At 63.3% G+C, this 16,914-nt stretch carries 18 protein-coding genes; 13 read left to right on the top strand and 5 right to left on the bottom strand.

Annotation, left to right across the window (positions count from 1 at the left end):
- Nucleotides 1-166: 166 nt before the first annotated feature.
- Nucleotides 167-583, top strand: a complete 417-nt coding sequence (locus SZ64_RS02315; RefSeq protein ID WP_156313435.1) for a hypothetical protein — start codon at nucleotides 167-169, stop codon at nucleotides 581-583.
- A 136-nt stretch (nucleotides 584-719) separates the two neighbouring features.
- On the opposite strand, the gene SZ64_RS02310 is transcribed toward SZ64_RS02315, so the two are convergent.
- Nucleotides 720-1,346, bottom strand: a complete 627-nt coding sequence (locus tag SZ64_RS02310; RefSeq protein WP_054529350.1) for a J domain-containing protein — start codon at nucleotides 1,344-1,346, stop codon at nucleotides 720-722.
- A gap of 51 nt (nucleotides 1,347-1,397) precedes the next feature.
- Here SZ64_RS02310 and SZ64_RS02305 point away from each other — a divergent pair, with 51 nt between their 5' ends.
- From SZ64_RS02305 to SZ64_RS02290, 4 genes are read left to right on the top strand one after another with little or no spacing between them, the layout of a single operon-like run.
- Nucleotides 1,398-1,676, top strand: a complete 279-nt coding sequence (locus SZ64_RS02305; protein WP_054529349.1) for a BolA family protein — start codon at nucleotides 1,398-1,400, stop codon at nucleotides 1,674-1,676.
- Complete coding sequence (locus tag SZ64_RS02300) at nucleotides 1,673-2,566, top strand: pirin family protein (protein ID WP_054529348.1); 894 nt, start codon at nucleotides 1,673-1,675, stop codon at nucleotides 2,564-2,566. Before SZ64_RS02305 ends, SZ64_RS02300 begins: the two co-directional genes overlap by 4 nt.
- 4 nt (nucleotides 2,567-2,570) lie before the next feature.
- Entirely contained in the window at nucleotides 2,571-3,491 is a 921-nt protein-coding gene (locus tag SZ64_RS02295; RefSeq protein ID WP_054529347.1) for an alpha/beta hydrolase, read from the top strand.
- Nucleotides 3,460-4,761, top strand: coding sequence for a low temperature requirement protein A (locus SZ64_RS02290; protein ID WP_162225064.1), 1,302 nt, complete (start codon nucleotides 3,460-3,462; stop codon nucleotides 4,759-4,761). The genes SZ64_RS02295 and SZ64_RS02290 overlap by 32 nt, the downstream gene beginning before the upstream one ends.
- Here SZ64_RS02290 and SZ64_RS02285 read toward each other — a convergent pair.
- Nucleotides 4,758-5,849 (bottom strand): DUF2332 domain-containing protein, encoded by a 1,092-nt coding sequence (locus tag SZ64_RS02285; RefSeq protein ID WP_347230249.1) that lies wholly within the window; start codon nucleotides 5,847-5,849, stop codon nucleotides 4,758-4,760. The two genes, SZ64_RS02290 and SZ64_RS02285, sit on opposite strands and share 4 nt — an antisense overlap.
- A 35-nt stretch (nucleotides 5,850-5,884) precedes the next feature.
- Between SZ64_RS02285 and hisG the strand changes: the two genes are divergently transcribed.
- From hisG to nusB, 3 genes are read left to right on the top strand one after another with little or no spacing between them, the layout of a single operon-like run.
- A complete protein-coding gene (gene hisG, locus SZ64_RS02280; RefSeq protein WP_054529345.1) occupies nucleotides 5,885-6,538 on the top strand; it encodes an ATP phosphoribosyltransferase in 654 nt (217 codons plus the stop codon).
- The gene (gene hisD, locus SZ64_RS02275) at nucleotides 6,538-7,824 is read left to right on the top strand and encodes a histidinol dehydrogenase (protein WP_054529344.1); all 1,287 of its coding nucleotides are present in this window, start codon (nucleotides 6,538-6,540) and stop codon (nucleotides 7,822-7,824) included. The genes hisG and hisD overlap by 1 nt, the downstream gene beginning before the upstream one ends.
- Nucleotides 7,821-8,273, top strand: a complete 453-nt coding sequence (gene nusB, locus SZ64_RS02270; protein ID WP_054529343.1) for a transcription antitermination factor NusB — start codon at nucleotides 7,821-7,823, stop codon at nucleotides 8,271-8,273. Before hisD ends, nusB begins: the two co-directional genes overlap by 4 nt.
- Nucleotides 8,274-8,280: 7 nt before the next feature.
- On the opposite strand, the gene SZ64_RS02265 is transcribed toward nusB, so the two are convergent.
- Complete coding sequence (locus tag SZ64_RS02265; protein ID WP_241772965.1) at nucleotides 8,281-9,114, bottom strand: S1/P1 nuclease; 834 nt, start codon at nucleotides 9,112-9,114, stop codon at nucleotides 8,281-8,283.
- Nucleotides 9,115-9,183: 69 nt separating this feature from the next.
- Between SZ64_RS02265 and thiL the strand changes: the two genes are divergently transcribed.
- Nucleotides 9,184-10,059: a thiamine-phosphate kinase gene (thiL, locus tag SZ64_RS02260; RefSeq protein WP_054529342.1), complete on the top strand. Its 876-nt coding sequence runs from the start codon at nucleotides 9,184-9,186 to the stop codon at nucleotides 10,057-10,059.
- Between the two features lie 50 nt (nucleotides 10,060-10,109).
- Here thiL and SZ64_RS02255 read toward each other — a convergent pair whose 3' ends face one another.
- Together SZ64_RS02255 and SZ64_RS02250 are read right to left on the bottom strand one after the other, a co-directional pair.
- Nucleotides 10,110-11,126, bottom strand: a complete 1,017-nt coding sequence (locus SZ64_RS02255) for a fatty acid desaturase (RefSeq protein ID WP_156313433.1) — start codon at nucleotides 11,124-11,126, stop codon at nucleotides 10,110-10,112.
- A gap of 31 nt (nucleotides 11,127-11,157) precedes the next feature.
- Nucleotides 11,158-11,352, bottom strand: coding sequence for a hypothetical protein (locus tag SZ64_RS02250; protein ID WP_054529341.1), 195 nt, complete (start codon nucleotides 11,350-11,352; stop codon nucleotides 11,158-11,160).
- 254 nt (nucleotides 11,353-11,606) lie between these two features.
- Between SZ64_RS02250 and SZ64_RS02245 the strand changes: the two genes are divergently transcribed.
- From SZ64_RS02245 to SZ64_RS02230, 4 genes are all read left to right on the top strand, one after another.
- Nucleotides 11,607-13,700: a sodium-translocating pyrophosphatase gene (locus tag SZ64_RS02245; protein WP_054529340.1), complete on the top strand. Its 2,094-nt coding sequence runs from the start codon at nucleotides 11,607-11,609 to the stop codon at nucleotides 13,698-13,700.
- Between the two features lie 200 nt (nucleotides 13,701-13,900).
- Complete coding sequence (locus SZ64_RS02240) at nucleotides 13,901-15,037, top strand: GNAT family N-acetyltransferase (protein WP_054529339.1); 1,137 nt, start codon at nucleotides 13,901-13,903, stop codon at nucleotides 15,035-15,037.
- On the top strand, nucleotides 15,034-15,921 hold the full coding sequence (locus SZ64_RS02235; RefSeq protein WP_054529338.1) for a cupin-like domain-containing protein: 888 nt from the start codon (nucleotides 15,034-15,036) through the stop codon (nucleotides 15,919-15,921). The genes SZ64_RS02240 and SZ64_RS02235 overlap by 4 nt, the downstream gene beginning before the upstream one ends.
- A 31-nt stretch (nucleotides 15,922-15,952) precedes the next feature.
- Nucleotides 15,953-16,858: an acyl-CoA thioesterase II gene (locus SZ64_RS02230; RefSeq protein ID WP_054529337.1), complete on the top strand. Its 906-nt coding sequence runs from the start codon at nucleotides 15,953-15,955 to the stop codon at nucleotides 16,856-16,858.
- The last annotated feature ends 56 nt before the right edge of the window (nucleotides 16,859-16,914 follow it).

The raw sequence follows: 16,914 nt of genomic DNA, 5'->3' as shown, positions 1-16,914 counted from the left end.
GAGGACCAGGCGGCATGGGCAAATTTCAGCGTAAGCTTCCCTGACTGCTTTTCAGAATTTCGGCCTAAAAGCAGCCATTCCGGATACGACGACAATGCAGTCATTGATCTAATCGAATTAGCGAGTGAATATAGCGAGATATACTGAAGTAATGGAGGGGGCGGCCATGGGGGATGAACTGGAAATGCGCATGTCGAGTGCGCGTCTGGAAGATTTGGTCGCCATCGCTGAGTCCAGACCAGCGGATGGATTTGAACTGGATGTCATAGCGGCAGCACGTAGGGAATTAGCCGCCAGAGAAGTCGATTCTGCAGTCCTGTCAGAGGTCCGACGCAATCATGAAGGACTGCAAAGTGAGGAAGACGGCCGCCCTAAAATTGCGTTAAGTCACCCAGCTTGGATTTTCTTTGCCGCAATTGGCCCCGTTCTAATCTTATCCATTCCCCTGGCGCTGTCTCTTTTGGCGCAGGGGTATAAGCAAAAGGGCAAGGATGCATTTGGCGGAATTCTGGCCGGATTTTTGATTTGGGGGATTGGAATTCCAGTGATCCTGTTTGCATTGAGTTGGCTTGGGATTGCATAGCTGCACTCAGCTTGATTGCCATTCAATGTGCCAGCCAGCCAGGTCTTCGAAGATGACTTCTCACATTCTGAGCCTGAAAGGTGAGTGTGCGTTTTCCTCCCCATTCCTGTCATCCAAGCCGCCGAGATGAGCAACGTCACGCCAGAGCGCTCGACTTCCTCAATATCTGATAGGCTTCCACCACCCTGCCCAGCCGCGCTTCCTGGCTGCGATCACCGCCATTGCGATCGGGGTGATACTTCCTGACCAGCTGGGAATAGCGTTTGCGCAGGCCCGAACGGTCCGTATCCGGTTCCAGCCCCATCACGCCCAACGCCTCGCGCTCGCGCGGGCTGAAACGTGCTCTGGCTTGATCTTCGGAATACCGCCCGGCAGCCCGCCGGCGAATATCCGCCGCCCGCGCGCCGATGGCTTCCAGCGGATCGTCGAAATCGGCCCAGCGCGGCGCTGCCCCCACCCCGCCATCCGGGCGAAAGGCACGGCTTTCCCGCCGCCAGCCCGCCACGGGATGCTGCGCTTCAAGGATTTCCTCGGCGCTCATCCCGTCGAACCAGTCATAACCGGCGTTGAATTCGCGGACGTGATCCAGGCAGAACCAGCGCCATTGCCCCGGCCCGTCAAACCCCGAAGGGCGCGAACCCGGCGCGCGAAATTCTCCTGAATCTTCGCATCCCGGCGCCTCGCACTGGCGCCCCTGTGCTTCGTACCGCCCCTTGAACCTGTCGTGCTTCGTATCCTTCACATCTTTAGGATGGGCATTCATCGCCTATAAGGGAACCCCCTTTCACAGACGAAATCCAGCACAGGAGAATTCATGGCCGGCCCCCTACAGCGCGAAATGGAAGACTTGCTGCAGGCGGCATTCAGCCCGCTGAAGCTGGAAGTCATCAATGATTCGGCCCGCCATCACGGCCACGCGGGTGACGATGGCAGCGGCGAATCGCACTTCACCGTGGTGATCGAAAGTGCCGCCTTCGCCGGCAAATCCCGCGTAGAACGCCAGCGCATGGTTAACCGGGCGTTGGGTGACATTCCGGGCGAACGCGTCCATGCCCTTGCCATCAAGGCCACTGCACCCGAGGACACCCCATGAATGTGATCGACACCATTACGCCGATCTCCCACGATCTGGGCGATTTCGAGGTTCGCCGCGTGCTGCCCGCGAAGGAACGCCGGATGGTCGGCCCCTTCATCTTCGTGGACCAGTTCGGCCCGGCCCAGCTCGATATCGGCCGGGCAATGGACGTGCGCCCGCATCCCCATATCAATCTGGCGACTGTCACCTGGCTGTTCGGCGGCGAATATGCCGGTGCGATCGAACATCGCGACAGCCTGGGCAGCCATTCGATCATCCGCCCCGGTCAGGTAAACCTGATGACTGCGGGCAGCGGCATCGTCCATTCCGAACGCAGCCCGGGTGCCGAACGCGAAGCCGGGCCGCGCCTCTATGGCATGCAGACCTGGCTCGCCCTGCCCGATGGCAAGGAAGAGATCGCGCCTGCCTTCGAATCTGTCAGCGAGTTACCACTGATCGAGGATCAATGCGTTACCGCCCGCGTGATCATGGGCGAGCTGTGGGGCGAAAAGGCACCCACCACGACCTATGCCGAAACCATCTATGCCGAAATCCTGCTGGGCCCCAGCGGCGCGATCCCCATCGAAGCCGATGCGGACGAACGCGCGGTGATGCTGGTGGGCGGCGAGGCGACTTTGGATGGCAAGCCGCTCAAGCTCTATGAACTGGCAGTGCTGCGCCCCGGCGCGGAAATGGTGCTGGATTCCCGCACCGGCGGCCGGGTGATGCTGCTGGGCGGCGAAGCCTTCAGCACCAGGCGCCATGTCTGGTGGAATTTCGTCAGTTCCCGCAGGGACCGGATCGAGCAGGCCAAGCGCGACTGGAAGGAAGGCCGCTTCCCCAAGGTTCCGGGTGACGAGGTGGAGTTCATCCCCCTGCCCGAACAGCCGCTGACCCGCAGCGAGTAAGGCCGTGACGGGGGATGAACTTTCCGCCGTCACGCTTGCTACCGGCATCGAACTGGCCGTGTGGGACAGCGGCCCGCGCGATGCCCCCGCCCTGATCTTCCTGCATGGCTTTCCCGAAAGCCACCGCAGCTGGCGCCACCAGATCCGCCATTTCAGCGCGCGCTATCGCTGCATTGCGCCCGACCAGCGCGGCTATGGCGGATCGTCCAAGCCGCAGGACGTGGCCAGCTATAGTGCGGACAGGCTGATCGCGGATATCTTCCAGCTGGCCGACGCGCTCGGCGTCGAAAGCTTCACCATCGTCGGCCATGATTGGGGCGGCGCGATCAGTTGGCCCATTGCGATGATCGGTCAGGCCAGCGGCCGGGTGACGCGCGCCGTGATCGCCAATGCGCCCCATGCGGCGCTGTTCCAGCGTCTGCTTTACACCGACCCAGTCCAGCGCCGCGCCAGCCAGTATATGCGTGCCTTTCGCGATCCGGCGAATGACGATCTGGTGCGCCAGCACGGCCTTGCCGCCCTGCTGGTCAAGGCGCTGCGCTGGCAGCCCTCCGCCGCGCTGGAACCGGAAGAGCGGGATTTCATGCTGGCCAGCTGGCAGGATCGCGATGCCTGTTTCGGCATGCTCAACTGGTATCGCGCCTCTGCCGTCGAAGTCCCCGCCGAAGACGCGCCCTATGCCCTGCCCACAGACTGGACGCCACCGCCCATGCCGAAGCTCACCATCCCCACGCTGGTGATCTGGGCACTGGACGATCTGGCCCTGCCGCCCTGCAATCTGGATGGGCTTGAAGACCTTGCCGAGAACCTCACTATCGAGCGCGTTTCCGGCTGCGGTCATTTCGTGCAATGGGAACGTCCGGCTGCAGTGATCGCGGCAATGGAGGATTTCCTTGGCCGAACCGAAAATGCCGCCACTGCCTAGCTCGCTGCTGCGCAATCCGGCCGATGGCGAGGTCCGGGTCAGCTTTCTCGAGCTGTTCTTCGATCTCGTCTATGTCTTCGCCATCACCCAGATTTCCCACTTCCTGCTCGCCCATCACGGCGCGGCGGCTGTGGTCGAGGCGCTGGTAATCTTCGCGGCGATCTGGTGGGCTTGGGTCTACACGACATGGGCCGCGAACTGGCTCGATCCCGAACGGGTTCAGGTGCGCATCACCCTGTTGCTGACCATGCTGGCCAGCCTGGTGATGGCCGTTTCCATTCCCAAGGCCTTTGCCGAACACGGCCTGATCTTCGCCTGCGCCTATCTGGCCATCCAGATCGGGCGATCCGCCTTCGTCGCCATCGTCATGCGCCGCAACAACCACGAGGCCGCGCGGACGATGCAGCGGATCGTCCTCTACTTCGTTCTGAGTGGATGCCTCTGGATCGCAGGCGCCTTGTCGCAGCACACGGAAGTCCGCCTGGCCTGCTGGCTGGCTGCACTGGCCATCGAATATTCGGGGCCGAGCACCGGATACCGCCTGCCCTTCGGCGGCAGCGTGATGCCCAGCGACTGGCGCATTTCCGGCGGCCACATGGCGGAACGCTGCGCCCTGTTCATCATCATCGCGCTGGGCGAAGGGATCATCGTGACCGGCGCGACATACGCCGGCAATGCCCTCACATTCCTCAACAGCTCGGCCTTCCTCGCCGCCTTCACCGGCTCTGTCCTGATGTGGTGGATCTATTTCGATGTCGGGGCGAAGCGCGGCGCCGAACTGATCGAGCATCACCACGAACCCGGACGGATCGCCCGCAGCGCCTATACCTATCTGCACATGCCCATCGTGCTGGGCATCATCGGCACGGCCGTGGCCGACGAGTTGCTGCTGGCCCATCCGCACGGCCATACGGAACCGGCACTTGTCCTTTCGCTTTGCGGCGGCGGGGCGATCTACATTCTGGGCGTGGGCCTGTTCAAACGCTTCGCCAATCCGTTCCGCAACTTCCCCATGTCGCACCGCTTCGGCCTGATTGCCCTTGCCGGGCTGGCCCTGCTGGGAATGCTGCTGGAGCCGCCCGCCCTGATCTTCGGATGGCTGTCCGTGGCGATCTTCGCCCTTGTCGTCATCTGGGAATGGACCAGCTTCCACGGCGGCTGGGTGGAACGGTTTGGCCACCGGCTTGGGCCTGTCGGCCGCTATCTCCAGCGGGCTGCCGTCCGGGCCGAGGCCAAACGGGAAGAACGCTTCGGCGGCAAGCCGGACTAATCCTTCCCGAACCACTCCACCCACGCACCATGCGGGTGAGCCTGCGACAGCAGCGTCCATTCCTGGCCGCTGCCGGGCCAGTATTTCACGTTCAACTCATGAGCAAAGGTCTTGCGGTTGGTTTCCAGCCGCACCCATGCAAGCGGGCGTGCGGCCGTTGCGTTACCGCCAGCCTCCTCCATCGCCGCCGTGATCGCGGCGCGGGTTTCATGCGGCAGATATTGCCACATCACCGAGTGATAGAGCACGCGGGTAACGCCCTCCTGCTGCGGCCGGGCAAGCATGTCCGCCACGAAATCGCCTGCGTCCATCCGCACCAGATCGGGCTTCTGCTGCGCTGCCAGCGCAATCGCCGCATCGATCCGCGCCATGCGCTCGGTCGCATCGGGCCAGACATAGGATTTGAGGCGCAGGGCTTTGGCCGGATTGGACAGGTCCACCGGCGCGATGTCGGACCCACGGATGGAGAGGATCTCCACTGGCGAGGCGGGCGGCGGCGGCCCGCGCCATTCGGGCTTAAGCTGCATGGGCGAGGCCTCCGGCCCCACCGTCACGCCGCCCAGATCGAAATGATAGCGTTCCATCATCGTATTGACGCCCGCGCTCGATCCGATCTCATTCAGTTCGAATTTCGGGCCAAGCTTGCCGGCCAGCCACAACAGACCCGCCATCAGGCTGTTGGCCCGCCCGGCCTCATTAGTCTGCGGCGGCCCGTCCAGCCACGGCGCGAGCCGGGCGTCGAACTTCTCCACCAGCGCGCAGACGATGCGGTCGATCTCGGCCTGATCGGTCAGTTCGCCCACATAGACCGGCCCCAGTTCAGGCGCGTCGCCCGTCAGGTAGAGATTGTGGAACCCGCCCGCGATGCGCAGCGGCATCGCATCCTCCAGCGTCAGGCCCGGCCAGTTGTTCATCCGCCGGGCAACTTCGGTGTCGGTGTGGATCACGGCACGCTCCGCCGCGATCACGCGGCTGGTGCACGGGGCATTGGCGCGGGCGGTGTGATCGGCCTGCCATTGCAGCGCCTGTTCGAGATTGGCGATTGCCATGACCGCATTTTCCGCCGAACCCGCTTCCGCCATTTCCATTGCCCTTTCCGCGCTGTGTCCCTAAGGCCCGCGCCATGTCGAAACCGCTTACCTTTGCCGTTCCCAAGGGCCGCATCCTGGAGGAAGCACTGCCCGTGATGGCACGCGCCGGCGTCGTGCCCGAAGCCGCGTTCAACGACAAGGACAACCGCGCCCTCAGCTTCGCCTGCGAAGCCACTGACATGCGGATCATCCGCGTGCGCGCGTTCGATGTCGCCACTTTCGTCGCTCATGGCGCGGCCCAGGCGGGCATTGTCGGTTCCGATGTGGTCGAGGAATTCGACTATCCCGATCTCTACGCGCCGGTCGATCTCGACATCGGCCATTGCCGCCTTTCGGTGGCGGAACCGGTGGATTCCGGGCTGGAGCCGCTGGGCAAGATCAGCCACCTGCGCGTGGCCACCAAATATCCCAACCTCACCAGCCGCTTCTTCGAACAGCAGGGCATTCAGGCTGAATGCGTGAAGCTGAACGGCGCGATGGAACTCGCCCCCAGCCTTGGCCTGTCGCAGCGCATCGTGGACCTTGTGTCCACCGGCCGCACGCTGAAGGAAAATGGACTGGTGGAAACCACCTCTATCCTGCCCGTCTCGGCCCGGCTGATCGTCAACCGCGCCGCGATGAAGACCGACGCCCGCCTTGGCGAACTGGTGGAAGCATTCCGCGCCGTGGCAGAGGGCCGCCGCTGATGATCCGCCTCAAGACTTCCGACCCGGATTTTGAGCGGAAATTTGCCCGCATCGTGGCCGACCGGCGCGAAAGCGGCGGTGACGTGGCGCAATCGGTCGCCACCATCCTCAACGAAGTGCGCGCGCGCGGCGACGAGGCGCTGGCGGAATATACCCGGCGCTTTGACGATTTCGCCCTGCCCGAAGACGAATGGCGGATTGCGCCCGAGACCTGCAAGGCCGCGTTCGACGCGCTGGACGGCGATCTGCGCGAAGCGCTGGAACTCGCCGCATCGCGCATCCGCGCCTATCACGAAGCGCAATTGCCGCAGGATCGCGACTATACGGACGCCGCCGGCGTGCGCCTGGGCGCCAAGTGGTTTCCTGTCGATGCAGCCGGGCTTTATGTGCCGGGCGGGCGGGCCTCCTACCCGTCATCCCTGCTGATGAATGCCATCCCCGCCAAGGTTGCCGGGGTCGGGCGGCTGGTGGTCTGCACCCCCACACCCAAGGGTGAGATCAACGAACTGGTTCTGGCCGCCGCACATCTTGCCGGGGTGGACGAAATCTGGCCGGTGGGCGGCGCACAGGCCATTGGCGCGCTGGCCTATGGCACCAAGCGCATCAAGCCGGTCGACGTCGTCACCGGGCCGGGCAATGCCTGGGTCGCTGAAGCCAAGCGCCAGCTTTACGGCGTGGTCGGCATCGACATGGTGGCTGGCCCGTCCGAAATCCTCGTGATCGCGGATGGCAAGAACGATCCGGACTGGATCGCTGCCGATTTGCTGAGCCAGGCCGAACACGATCCCGCCGCGCAATCGATCCTCATCACGGACGATCCGACCTTCGCCGATCAGGTGGCGGACCGGGTGGACGTGCAGAGCGCGATGCTCTCCACGAAGAAGACCGCGCAGGCCAGCTGGGCCGCGCATGGCTTGATCGTGGAAGTGGCCGATCTGGCGGAGGCCCCGCGCCTTGCCAATGCCTTGGCCGCAGAGCATGTCGAACTGGCCGTGGACGATCCGGAAGGCCTGTTTGCGGGCATTCGCCACGCAGGCAGCGTGTTCCTCGGCCGGATGACGCCGGAAGCGGTGGGCGATTATGTCGCCGGGCCGAACCACGTGCTGCCCACCGGGCGGCGCGCCCGCTTTTCTTCCGGCCTGTCGGTGCTGGATTTCATGAAGCGCACCAGCTTCATTTCGCTGGACGATGCAGCTCTGGCGAAGATCGGCCCTGCCGCCGTACGGCTGGCCCAAATGGAGGGCCTTCCGGCCCACGCAAAATCTGTGGAATTGAGACTGAAATGAGCGCGCGTTCCCAATCCCGTTCCGCTGCGCGACTGGCCGCCGTCCAGGCGCTGTATCAGCGCGAGATGGAAGAAGTCGCCCTGCCCCGTCTGCTCGATGAATTTCACCAGCACCGGCTGGGCCGCGCGCAGGACGATGACGAAGACGAACTGGTCGATGCCGAAGTCGCCTTCTTCGACGATATCGTTTCCGGCGTGATCGCCCGACAGGACGAGATTGACGGTCTGGTCGAATCCCGCCTCGCCGAAGGCTGGAAGCTGGAGCGGCTGGACAAGACCATGCTGCAGATCCTTCGCGCAGGCACCTATGAATTGCTGGCCCGGAAAGATGTGCCGATCGGCAGCGCGATCAGCGAATATGTGGACGTGGCCCACGCCTTCTTCGACGCGCGCGAGGCGAAGTTCGTGAATGGCGTGCTGGACGGCGTGGCCAAGGCTGTACGCAGCTAAGCCCGGCTCATTCGCCGCCCAGCAGATTATCCAGATAGGCTGCAAGGCGGATGCCTGACTGTTCCAGCCGCTGCTCCATCGCAGGCGTCCATTGCCACTGATATTGCCATGAGAGGGTGACGGGAGATTCCCGCGTCCCCTCGCCCAGATCGCCGCCCTTGGGCGGATAGATCCGGTCGCGCAGGGCCGTGCTTTCGTCGATCCAAAGGGCAGGATCGCTGTTCCACCACATAGTGACTTCGGCGGGCGTCATCTGGCGTTCCAGCCGGTCTGCATATTCACTGTAGCTCAGCTGGCGCTTGAGGATCAGCCCCTCGTCCCAGACCCAGTGCAGGTTCTGCGGCTCGTCGAACCACAGCACGTTGAACCAGTTGCCGCCCCGGTCACTGCCGTTCCCGGCATGCAACGGCTGATGCAGGTCTGCCACGATATGGACGATGAAGCGCAATGCGCGCTGCCTGTCCTCGCGGCTGGCCTGCTTGTCCTTCAGAACGGCAGCGAAGTGTTCCAGCGCCGTCGCTGCATCACCTTCGTCCGGATGAAGCAGTTCCGTGGCATGCTTGCCTTCAGGCAGCGTCACGTAATGCCAGGGCGATGCTTCGGTCTGCCAGAAGGGATCGGGATTGGACCGTTCGTCATCCGGCCAGGTGGAAGCATCGGCCAGAGTTTCAGCGCCCAGAATTCCGGCGATTTCCGCGCGAGCCTTGCCGCTGATGTTGCGCTCCGCAATCTCGGCGCTTACCCGATGTCCAATAGGCCCCCACGCGAGTGCGGGCGAAGCTGCCGCAAGCCCGGCGACAGGCGCGGCAACGGACAGGAAGATTTTGGCGAGACGCATCATGGCTGGGGCATTTCCTCGATTGCGGGCAGGCTTCCTGCCTAACGGCTGCGCCCCCCGGATGGCAACCACATGACACGCGAACTGGCCTTTATCGAGCGGCTGCGCGCTCTCGCCACTCATCCCGCCGCGCGCGGACTGAACGACGATTGCGCCGTGCTGCCGCTGGGCAGCGAAACCCTGATCCTGACCCATGACATGCTGGTGGAAGGCATCCACTATCTGCCGGGCGCGGACATGGACGATGTGGCATGGAAGCTCGTCGCCACCAACCTGTCCGACCTTGCCGCGAAAGGCGCGGAGCCAATTGGCGTGCTACTGGGCCACATGCTCGGCCCCGGTGACGGCGATTTCCTGCGTGGGCTGGAAGATGTGCTGAGCCATTACGGCGTCCCCCTGCTGGGCGGCGACACCACTTCCGGCGGCCCACCCCGTGCCGACGGGCTGACCGCAGTGGGCAAGGCCACCTTCACCCCCGTTCCCTCCCGATCCGGCGCACAACCGGGCGATGCGATCTACATCACCGGGCCGGTCGGCGCGGCGATGATGGGGTTCGAGGCGCTGCGCGATGGGTTGGAAGGAGACAGTGCAGCCTTTCGCCGCCCCATGGCCCGTCTTGCAGAAGGGCAGGCACTCGCGCCCTATGCCACGGCAATGATGGACGTTTCGGACGGGCTGTTGCTGGATGCCTGCCGCATGGCCCGCGCAAGTGCTGTCTCAATGTCGCTTGCAGGCGCGTCAGTGCCGCTAGGCTGCCCTTCAGGCCGCCTTCTGGATGCCCTGCGCTGGGGGGACGATTACGAACTGCTGTTCACTGCTCCGGAAACCACTCCATTGCCTGTCCCCGCGCACCGAATCGGCACTGTGCTGCTGCCGGAACATGCCCCGCTGCTGCTGGATGGCACTCCACTGAGCGAAGCCGACGATCTGGGATACCAGCACGGCTGATGCGCCTGTTCTGCTGCGGGGCATTCAGCCCCGCAGACAAATCAACCGGATCAGTGCGCGCTGACGTCCACGCCCTGACGGCGCAGCACATCCTTCATCGCGTGATAGGCTTCCTTCTGGCGGTGGTTGGGAATGCCCGGATAGAGGTGATGGATCAGGTGGTATTCCATTGCCATGGAAGCCCAGTAACCCAGCTTCGCCTTGAAGATCTTGGTGTTCTTGTAACGGCCGCGTTCCTGCGGGTGATGCGGCGCCCAGCTGAGCCAGTAACGGATCCATGAAAGGCCGACCTGACGCGGTAGCCACCACAGCACCGCCACTTCAATCGCATGGCCGCTCCATGCCATGCCGAAGAAGGTTCCCAGCATAACCAGCTGAAGAATCGTGGTTTGCATGGCGGCCTTGCGCGAGGCAGGCGTGTCCATGTCCACCATCATCTTCTTGTAGCGCATGACCGAGCCTTCAACGCCCGGCTGGCGGTTCCACCATGTCTTGAGGATGGCCTTCCACCAATTCGGCGCGCCATCGGTGTAATCCGGATCGAGCTGCGGATCGTTGGTGTATTTGTGGTGCTCCATATGGGTGAGCCGCGCCACGCCGAAGCCCAGTGCAATCGGGATCGTGGAAAGATGCCCGGTCAGTTCGTTGACCCAATAGAGCTTGTGCCCGCGCGGATAGATGTTCGAATGCATCGCCTCATGGCTGGGAATGAAGCCATAGGCCGCGCAGAAAGTAGAGAAGACGAAGCCCAGCGTGAGGCCGACCGGGCCGAGATAGCCGAAGATCGCCAGTGGGAACAAGCTGACCCAGATCGCGAAGCAGGTGACGGTCAGCGCGGCATAGACCCAGGTCGCCCCGCCGTGGAATTGCATGGCAATCGCCCGCTCTTCCTTCATCAACTCGCGGCGCAGGTGCTTGTCGAGCGTATCGTCGCCCGCCAGGCCGATTACCGGGCCGTCTTCGGCCGGGATGATGCCGGGAACCTCGATCGAGTTACGCCCGATCTCTTCGGTCTCGATCACCTCGGCCTCGATCAGGCCGCCTTCCTTCACCGGTCCGTCAGTCACAGCCCCAGCCCTTTCACAGCCTCAAGCCCCCTCACAGCCAACGCCCCTTGATATTGGCATAGAGCCCCCATGCCCCGCCGAAGAGCAGCCCGAAGCCGATCCGGCTCATGCCGAACGGCCCATCGATGCCCAATGCAGCCATGAGCTGCGCCGTGAGAGGCGCGATAAAACCGATGCCGAACAGAAACGGCATCACGGCGAACAGCTTACGGATGGCTTCAGTCATGACATTAACCTCGCATAAACCATTGGAAGGCGCAAGATTCCATGGTTCGTGCGACATCTCTGTCACGTATTCACACTTAGGACAGCCGGCCGCGCGCCGAACCAAGCGGCTAATGACAACCTAAGGAGAAATGCGGGTTTTAGGGCTTGCGCGCCCTATAATGCCCCTATAGCCATCTGCATTGGCGTGAGCGCCTCAAAATAAAAGAAGGAGCCACGCGATCCGCAATTCTTTGCAGAGGGGGAGAGGCTCACGTGAACCTCGTCACTATTTCCATCATATTGGGGCTGCTTGCCATCGTGTATGGCTTCGTAACCAGCCGCCAGGTGCTCGGCGCAAGTGCCGGCAATGAAAAGATGCAGGAAATTGCCGCGGCAATTCAAGAAGGTGCGCAAGCCTACTTGAAGCGGCAGTACACCACCATCGCCATCGTGGGCGTGGTGGTCGCGGTGATCATCTTCGCTACGCTGGGGCCGATTTCTGCCACCGGCTTCGTGATCGGCGCGATCCTGTCCGGCGTGGCCGGGTTCATCGGAATGAACATCTCCGTCCGCTCCAACGTCCGCACTGCCGCAGCGGCCCAGCAGGGCCTGCAAAACGGGCTGACGCTGGCCTTCCGCGCGGGCGCGATCACCGGCCTTCTCGTGGCCGGGCTCGCCCTCCTCGCGATTGCGGTGTTTTACTGGTATCTTACCGACATTGCCGGCTTCACGGTAGGCGGAGAGGACCGCACGGTGGTGGACGGCCTTGTCGCCCTCGCCTTCGGTGCATCGCTGATCTCGATCTTCGCGCGCCTCGGCGGCGGGATCTTCACCAAGGCCGCAGACGTCGGCGCCGACCTTGTCGGCAAGGTCGAGGCGGGTATTCCGGAAGACGATCCACGCAACCCGGCCGTGATCGCGGACAATGTGGGCGACAATGTGGGCGACTGTGCCGGCATGGCCGCCGATTTGTTCGAAACCTATGTGGTCACCGTAGGCGCGACCATGGTGCTGACTGCACTGTTGTTGAAGAGCGTGGGCGATCTGTTGCCGAACCTGATGGCCCTGCCGCTGCTGATCGGGGGCGTGTGTATCGTCACTTCGATCATCGGCACCTATTTCGTCCGCCTTGGCGGTTCGAACAATGTAATGGGCGCGATGTACAAGGGCTTCCTTGTCTCGGCCATCCTCGCAGTCCCGGCTATCTGGTTCGCTACCAGCACTGCGTTGGGCGGAATGGAAGAAGTGCTCCCGGGCACGGACTTCAACGGCCGCGCGTTGTTCTATTGCTCGCTGCTGGGCCTGGTCATCACCGGGCTGATCATCTGGATCACCGAATATTACACCGGCACAAATTTCCGGCCGGTCCGCTCCATCGCCAAGGCTTCGGAAACGGGCCACGGCACAAATGTGATCCAGGGCCTCGCCATCAGTCTTGAGGCGACCGCCCTTCCCACTATCGTGATCGTGGCGGGCATCATCATCGCCTATCAACTCGCTGGCCTGATCGGCATTGCCTATGGCGCGACCGCCATGCTCGCTCTGGCAGGCATGGTCGTGGCGCTCGACGCCTATGGCCCCGTTACCGACAATGCCGGCGGCATTGCCGAAATGGCGGGTCTCGATGACAGCGTACGTGAGAAGACCGACCTGCTCGATGCCGTAGGCAACACTACCAAGGCCGTGACCAAGGGCTATGCCATCGGTTCGGCGGGCCTTGCGGCACTGGTGCTGTTCGCTGCCTATACCACTGACCTCAAGGAGTTCTTCCCGACACTGGAAGTCAATTTCAGCCTTGAGAACCCCTATGTCATCGTCGGCCTGCTGCTCGGGGCGCTTCTGCCCTATCTGTTCGGCGCGATGGGCATGACGGCAGTGGGCCGCGCGGCGGGCGACGTGGTGAAGGACGTTCGCGACCAGTTCGCCAGCGATCCGGGCATCATGGCCGGCACCAGCCGTCCAAACTATGCCCGCACGGTCGATCTCGTCACCAAGGCGGCGATCAAGGAAATGATCATTCCTTCGCTGCTGCCGGTGCTGGCGCCAATCGTGGTCTATTTCGTCATCACGTTGGTGGCGGGTCAACAGAACGGCTTTGCCGCACTTGGCGCCCTGCTGCTCGGCGTGATCGTGGGCGGGCTGTTCGTGGCCCTCTCCATGACCTCCGGCGGTGGCGCTTGGGATAATGCCAAGAAGTACATCGAAGACGGCAACCACGGCGGCAAGGGCAGTGAAGCCCACAAGGCCGCAGTAACGGGCGACACGGTGGGCGATCCCTACAAGGACACTGCCGGCCCGGCCGTGAACCCGATGATCAAGATCACCAATATCGTGGCCCTGTTGCTGCTGGCGGCCCTCGCCGGCTGACGCATTGCCCGAGCAGGTGTGTCACCCCGCCCGGAGCGATCCGGGCGGGGTTCTTGTTTTCAGGGCACTAATCCATCCTCCGGAACGTCCGCTTAACGCTTCATTCGGTTTCGCAGGATAAAGCCCGGCCATGCGGCGCCGCGAGCCGTGACACGAGGGTTAACGTGGCGAGCAGGCCGCTTCACAGACAGGACAGCGCAATGGCCGGCCATGCGGGTGGAACAGGCGCGCCCACTTTCCGCGCCACGGCGGTAGACTGGCGTGAAATGGCCAGCGTGGATGCCGTGCTGCGCTGGGATGCGCTGGCGCAATGGGCATCCAGCCCCAATCCTTTCTTTGAAAGCTGGTATCTTCTGCCCGCACTGGAAGGGCTCGATCCGTTCGGGCGGGTCAGCCTGCTCTGCGTGGAGGCGGACGGGACATTGGTGGGCCTGCTGCCGGTGCTGCGCGAAAGCCGTTATTACCGCCATCGCCTGCCCCAATGGGCGACATGGATTCACGGCAATTGCTTTCTGGGCGTGCCACTGGTCGCACGTGGAATGGAACGGCCCTTCTGGCGCAATCTGCTGAACTGGGCCGACGCCAATGCCGCGGGCGCGCTGTTCCTTCACCTGCCGCAATTGCCGCTTGAAGGCGCCATGCACGATGCGCTGAAGGCAGTGCTTGCCGAACAGGCCCGCCCGGCTGTGCTGGTCCACCGGGAAGAGCGGGCCATGCTGGAATCCGACCTGACGCCCGATGCCTATCTGGATGCGGCGATGACGGGCAAGAAGCGCAAGGAACTGCGCCGCCAGTACAATCGCCTGGCCGAACTGGGCGATCTGCGTTTCGAACGCCGCTGCGATGCGCAGGGGGTGGAAGCGTGGACCGAGGCATTCCTCGCGCTCGAAGCCTCCGGCTGGAAAGGCACCTCCGGCCATGCCCTCGCCCGCGACACGGCCACTACCTGGCTGTTCCGCGAAGCGCTGACCGGTGCAGCATGGCGCGGGCGGCTGGAGAGACTGACCCTGTCACTCGACGGTGAACCCATTGCGATGCTGGCCAATTTCCTCACCCCGCCCGGCGCATTTTCCTACAAGACCGCGTTTGACGAGCGCTACGCCCGCTTCTCGCCCGGCGTCCTGCTCCAGCGCGAAAACCTTGCCCTACTGGAACACGACGGAATTGACTGGTGCGACAGCTGCGCCAGCGCCGACCATCCGATGATCGACCATATCTGGCGGGAACGCCGCACCATCGGGCGTATCAACATCGGCATTGGTGGCCCGCTGCGCCGCGGCCTGTTCCGCGCGATCGCCTTTGCCGAAACGCACAAATTCTCCGGAGAGCTTGCATGAAGCCCGAGACGCCCCAGCCAAATTCCGCATCGCCCTTCGGCGCGGCGCAGGTCTTCCCAGAGGACGCGCGCGCCACCTTCGCGCAATCCTATCCCGAAGTGCCGCACAAGCTGCGCCACAATCTGCCGGACAATCCACTGCTCGCGCTCGACGCCCTCGCTGCCCTTGGCGAGAGCCTGCCCGACAGTTCCATCGAATATAATCGCGGCGATCTGCCCATCGGGATCGAGGCCAAGCCCGGCTCAACCGGCCTGACCATCGGCGACACGATCCGGCGCATTCACGAAACCAACAGTTGGGCCGTGCTCAAGAATATCGAGCAGAACCCGGCCTATGCCGATCTGCTGGAAGCGCTGCTGGCGGAACTGAAGCCCTCCATCGAGGCGAAGACTGGCCGGATGATGAAGACGCAGGGCTTCATCTTCGTTTCCTCGCCCGACGCGGTGACGCCCTATCACTTCGATCCGGAGCACAACATCCTGATGCAGCTGATGGGCACCAAGACCATGGTGCAATTCCCGGCAGGCGATGCGCAATTCGCCCCCGATCAGGTGCATGAGACCTATCACACCGGCGGTGCACGCGAACTCAAATGGGCAGACGCGTTGGCTGCGGGCGGCATGGAGTTCCATCTGGAACCCGGCGATGCGCTGTTCGTGCCGGTAATGGCTCCGCATTGGGTAAAGGTCGGCCCTTCCCCCTCCATCTCGCTCTCCATCACCTGGCGATCCGAATGGAGCTATGAAGAAGCCGATGCCCGCGCCTTCAACGCCTTGCTGCGCCGAGCCGGATTGAAGCCGAATGCCCCCGGCCGGTGGCCGCGCCGCAACACCGCCAAGGCAATCGGCTGGCGGCTCTATCGCAAATTTCTGAAGGCGCGTTGACCTTCGCTGGCCCGATCCCCATACGTTTTAAATGGCAACCAACGTCAATCCCACGCCCGAAGCCCTCGTTGCCGACCTCGTCCTGCTGCTGGATCTCGAACCGCGCGGCGGCGATGGCCGATTCCTGGGGCGGCGCAAGAAGGGCGGCGTCGGCCGCGTATTCGGCGGTCAGGCAATCGCCCAGGCGCTAGGCGCGGCAGAGCGCACGGTGGACGATAATCGCCATTGCCACTCGCTCCATTGCTATTTCCTGCGCGGCGGGAACGAGGAATACCCCATCGACTATCAGGTGATGCGGGATTTCGACGGCGGCAGCTTCTCCAACCGCCGGGTTGTGGCCAGCCAGCAAGGCCAGCCGATCCTGAACCTCACAGCGTCCTTTCAAATTTCCCAGAAGGGGCTTGAGCATCAATATCAGCAGATGCCGGATGTTCCCGCGCCTGAAGACCTTAAATCCGACGTCGAACTGCGCCGCGAAATGGCGGAACTGGTGCCCAACATGTATCGCGACAGGCTGCTGCAGCCCTGGCCGATCGATACGCGCCCGGTCGAACCGCGCGACTGGATGTTCCCGCAGAAGAACGAGCCGCTGAGCCACGTCTGGTTCCGCACCGTTGCGGAATTGCCCGACGATCCGCGCGTACACCGCGCCGTGCTCGCCTATGCCAGCGACATGCATCTGCTGGCCACCAGCACCCGCCCTCATGGCGTCAACTGGTATCGCGGAGAAGTGAAGGCCGCCAGTCTTGATCACGCGATCTGGTTCCATGAACCCTTCCGCGCGGATGAGTGGCTGCTGCATGTCACCGACAGCCCTTGGGCCGGCGGATCGCGCGGCTTCACGCGCGGCCAGATCTTCAGTCGCGACGGCCGCCTTGTGGCCAGTACGGCGCAGGAAGGCATGATCCGGCCCGTCGCGAACGACCCGAAGGGCTAAGACCGACTCCCGCTATCTGCGTGCATGCCTGAAGGCCCTTTTGCACGGCCCTTGCT

Origin of the sequence: Erythrobacter sp. SG61-1L (assembly GCF_001305965.1) — a bacterium.
Lineage (GTDB): Bacteria > Pseudomonadota > Alphaproteobacteria > Sphingomonadales > Sphingomonadaceae > Andeanibacterium.
The sequence above is the reverse complement of the archived record's forward strand: the minus strand, read 5'-3'. Positions and strand labels throughout refer to the sequence as shown.

What these genes read in the sequence shown, in the direction of transcription:
- SZ64_RS02230 (WP_054529337.1), top strand. Translation starts at nt 15,953, where the DNA reads ATGGCAACCAACGTCAATCCCACGCCCGAAGCCCTCGTTGCCGACCTC.
- SZ64_RS02235 (WP_054529338.1), top strand. Translation starts at nt 15,034, where the DNA reads ATGAAGCCCGAGACGCCCCAGCCAAATTCCGCATCGCCCTTCGGCGCG.
- SZ64_RS02310 (WP_054529350.1), bottom strand. Translation starts at nt 1,346, where the DNA reads ATGAATGCCCATCCTAAAGATGTGAAGGATACGAAGCACGACAGGTTC.
- SZ64_RS02315 (WP_156313435.1), top strand. Translation starts at nt 167, where the DNA reads ATGGGGGATGAACTGGAAATGCGCATGTCGAGTGCGCGTCTGGAAGAT.
- SZ64_RS02305 (WP_054529349.1), top strand. Translation starts at nt 1,398, where the DNA reads ATGGCCGGCCCCCTACAGCGCGAAATGGAAGACTTGCTGCAGGCGGCA.
- hisD (WP_054529344.1), top strand. Translation starts at nt 6,538, where the DNA reads ATGATCCGCCTCAAGACTTCCGACCCGGATTTTGAGCGGAAATTTGCC.
- nusB (WP_054529343.1), top strand. Translation starts at nt 7,821, where the DNA reads ATGAGCGCGCGTTCCCAATCCCGTTCCGCTGCGCGACTGGCCGCCGTC.
- SZ64_RS02250 (WP_054529341.1), bottom strand. Translation starts at nt 11,352, where the DNA reads ATGACTGAAGCCATCCGTAAGCTGTTCGCCGTGATGCCGTTTCTGTTC.
- SZ64_RS02240 (WP_054529339.1), top strand. Translation starts at nt 13,901, where the DNA reads ATGGCCGGCCATGCGGGTGGAACAGGCGCGCCCACTTTCCGCGCCACG.
- hisG (WP_054529345.1), top strand. Translation starts at nt 5,885, where the DNA reads ATGTCGAAACCGCTTACCTTTGCCGTTCCCAAGGGCCGCATCCTGGAG.
- thiL (WP_054529342.1), top strand. Translation starts at nt 9,184, where the DNA reads ATGACACGCGAACTGGCCTTTATCGAGCGGCTGCGCGCTCTCGCCACT.
- SZ64_RS02300 (WP_054529348.1), top strand. Translation starts at nt 1,673, where the DNA reads ATGAATGTGATCGACACCATTACGCCGATCTCCCACGATCTGGGCGAT.
- SZ64_RS02265 (WP_241772965.1), bottom strand. Translation starts at nt 9,114, where the DNA reads ATGATGCGTCTCGCCAAAATCTTCCTGTCCGTTGCCGCGCCTGTCGCC.
- SZ64_RS02285 (WP_347230249.1), bottom strand. Translation starts at nt 5,849, where the DNA reads ATGGAAATGGCGGAAGCGGGTTCGGCGGAAAATGCGGTCATGGCAATC.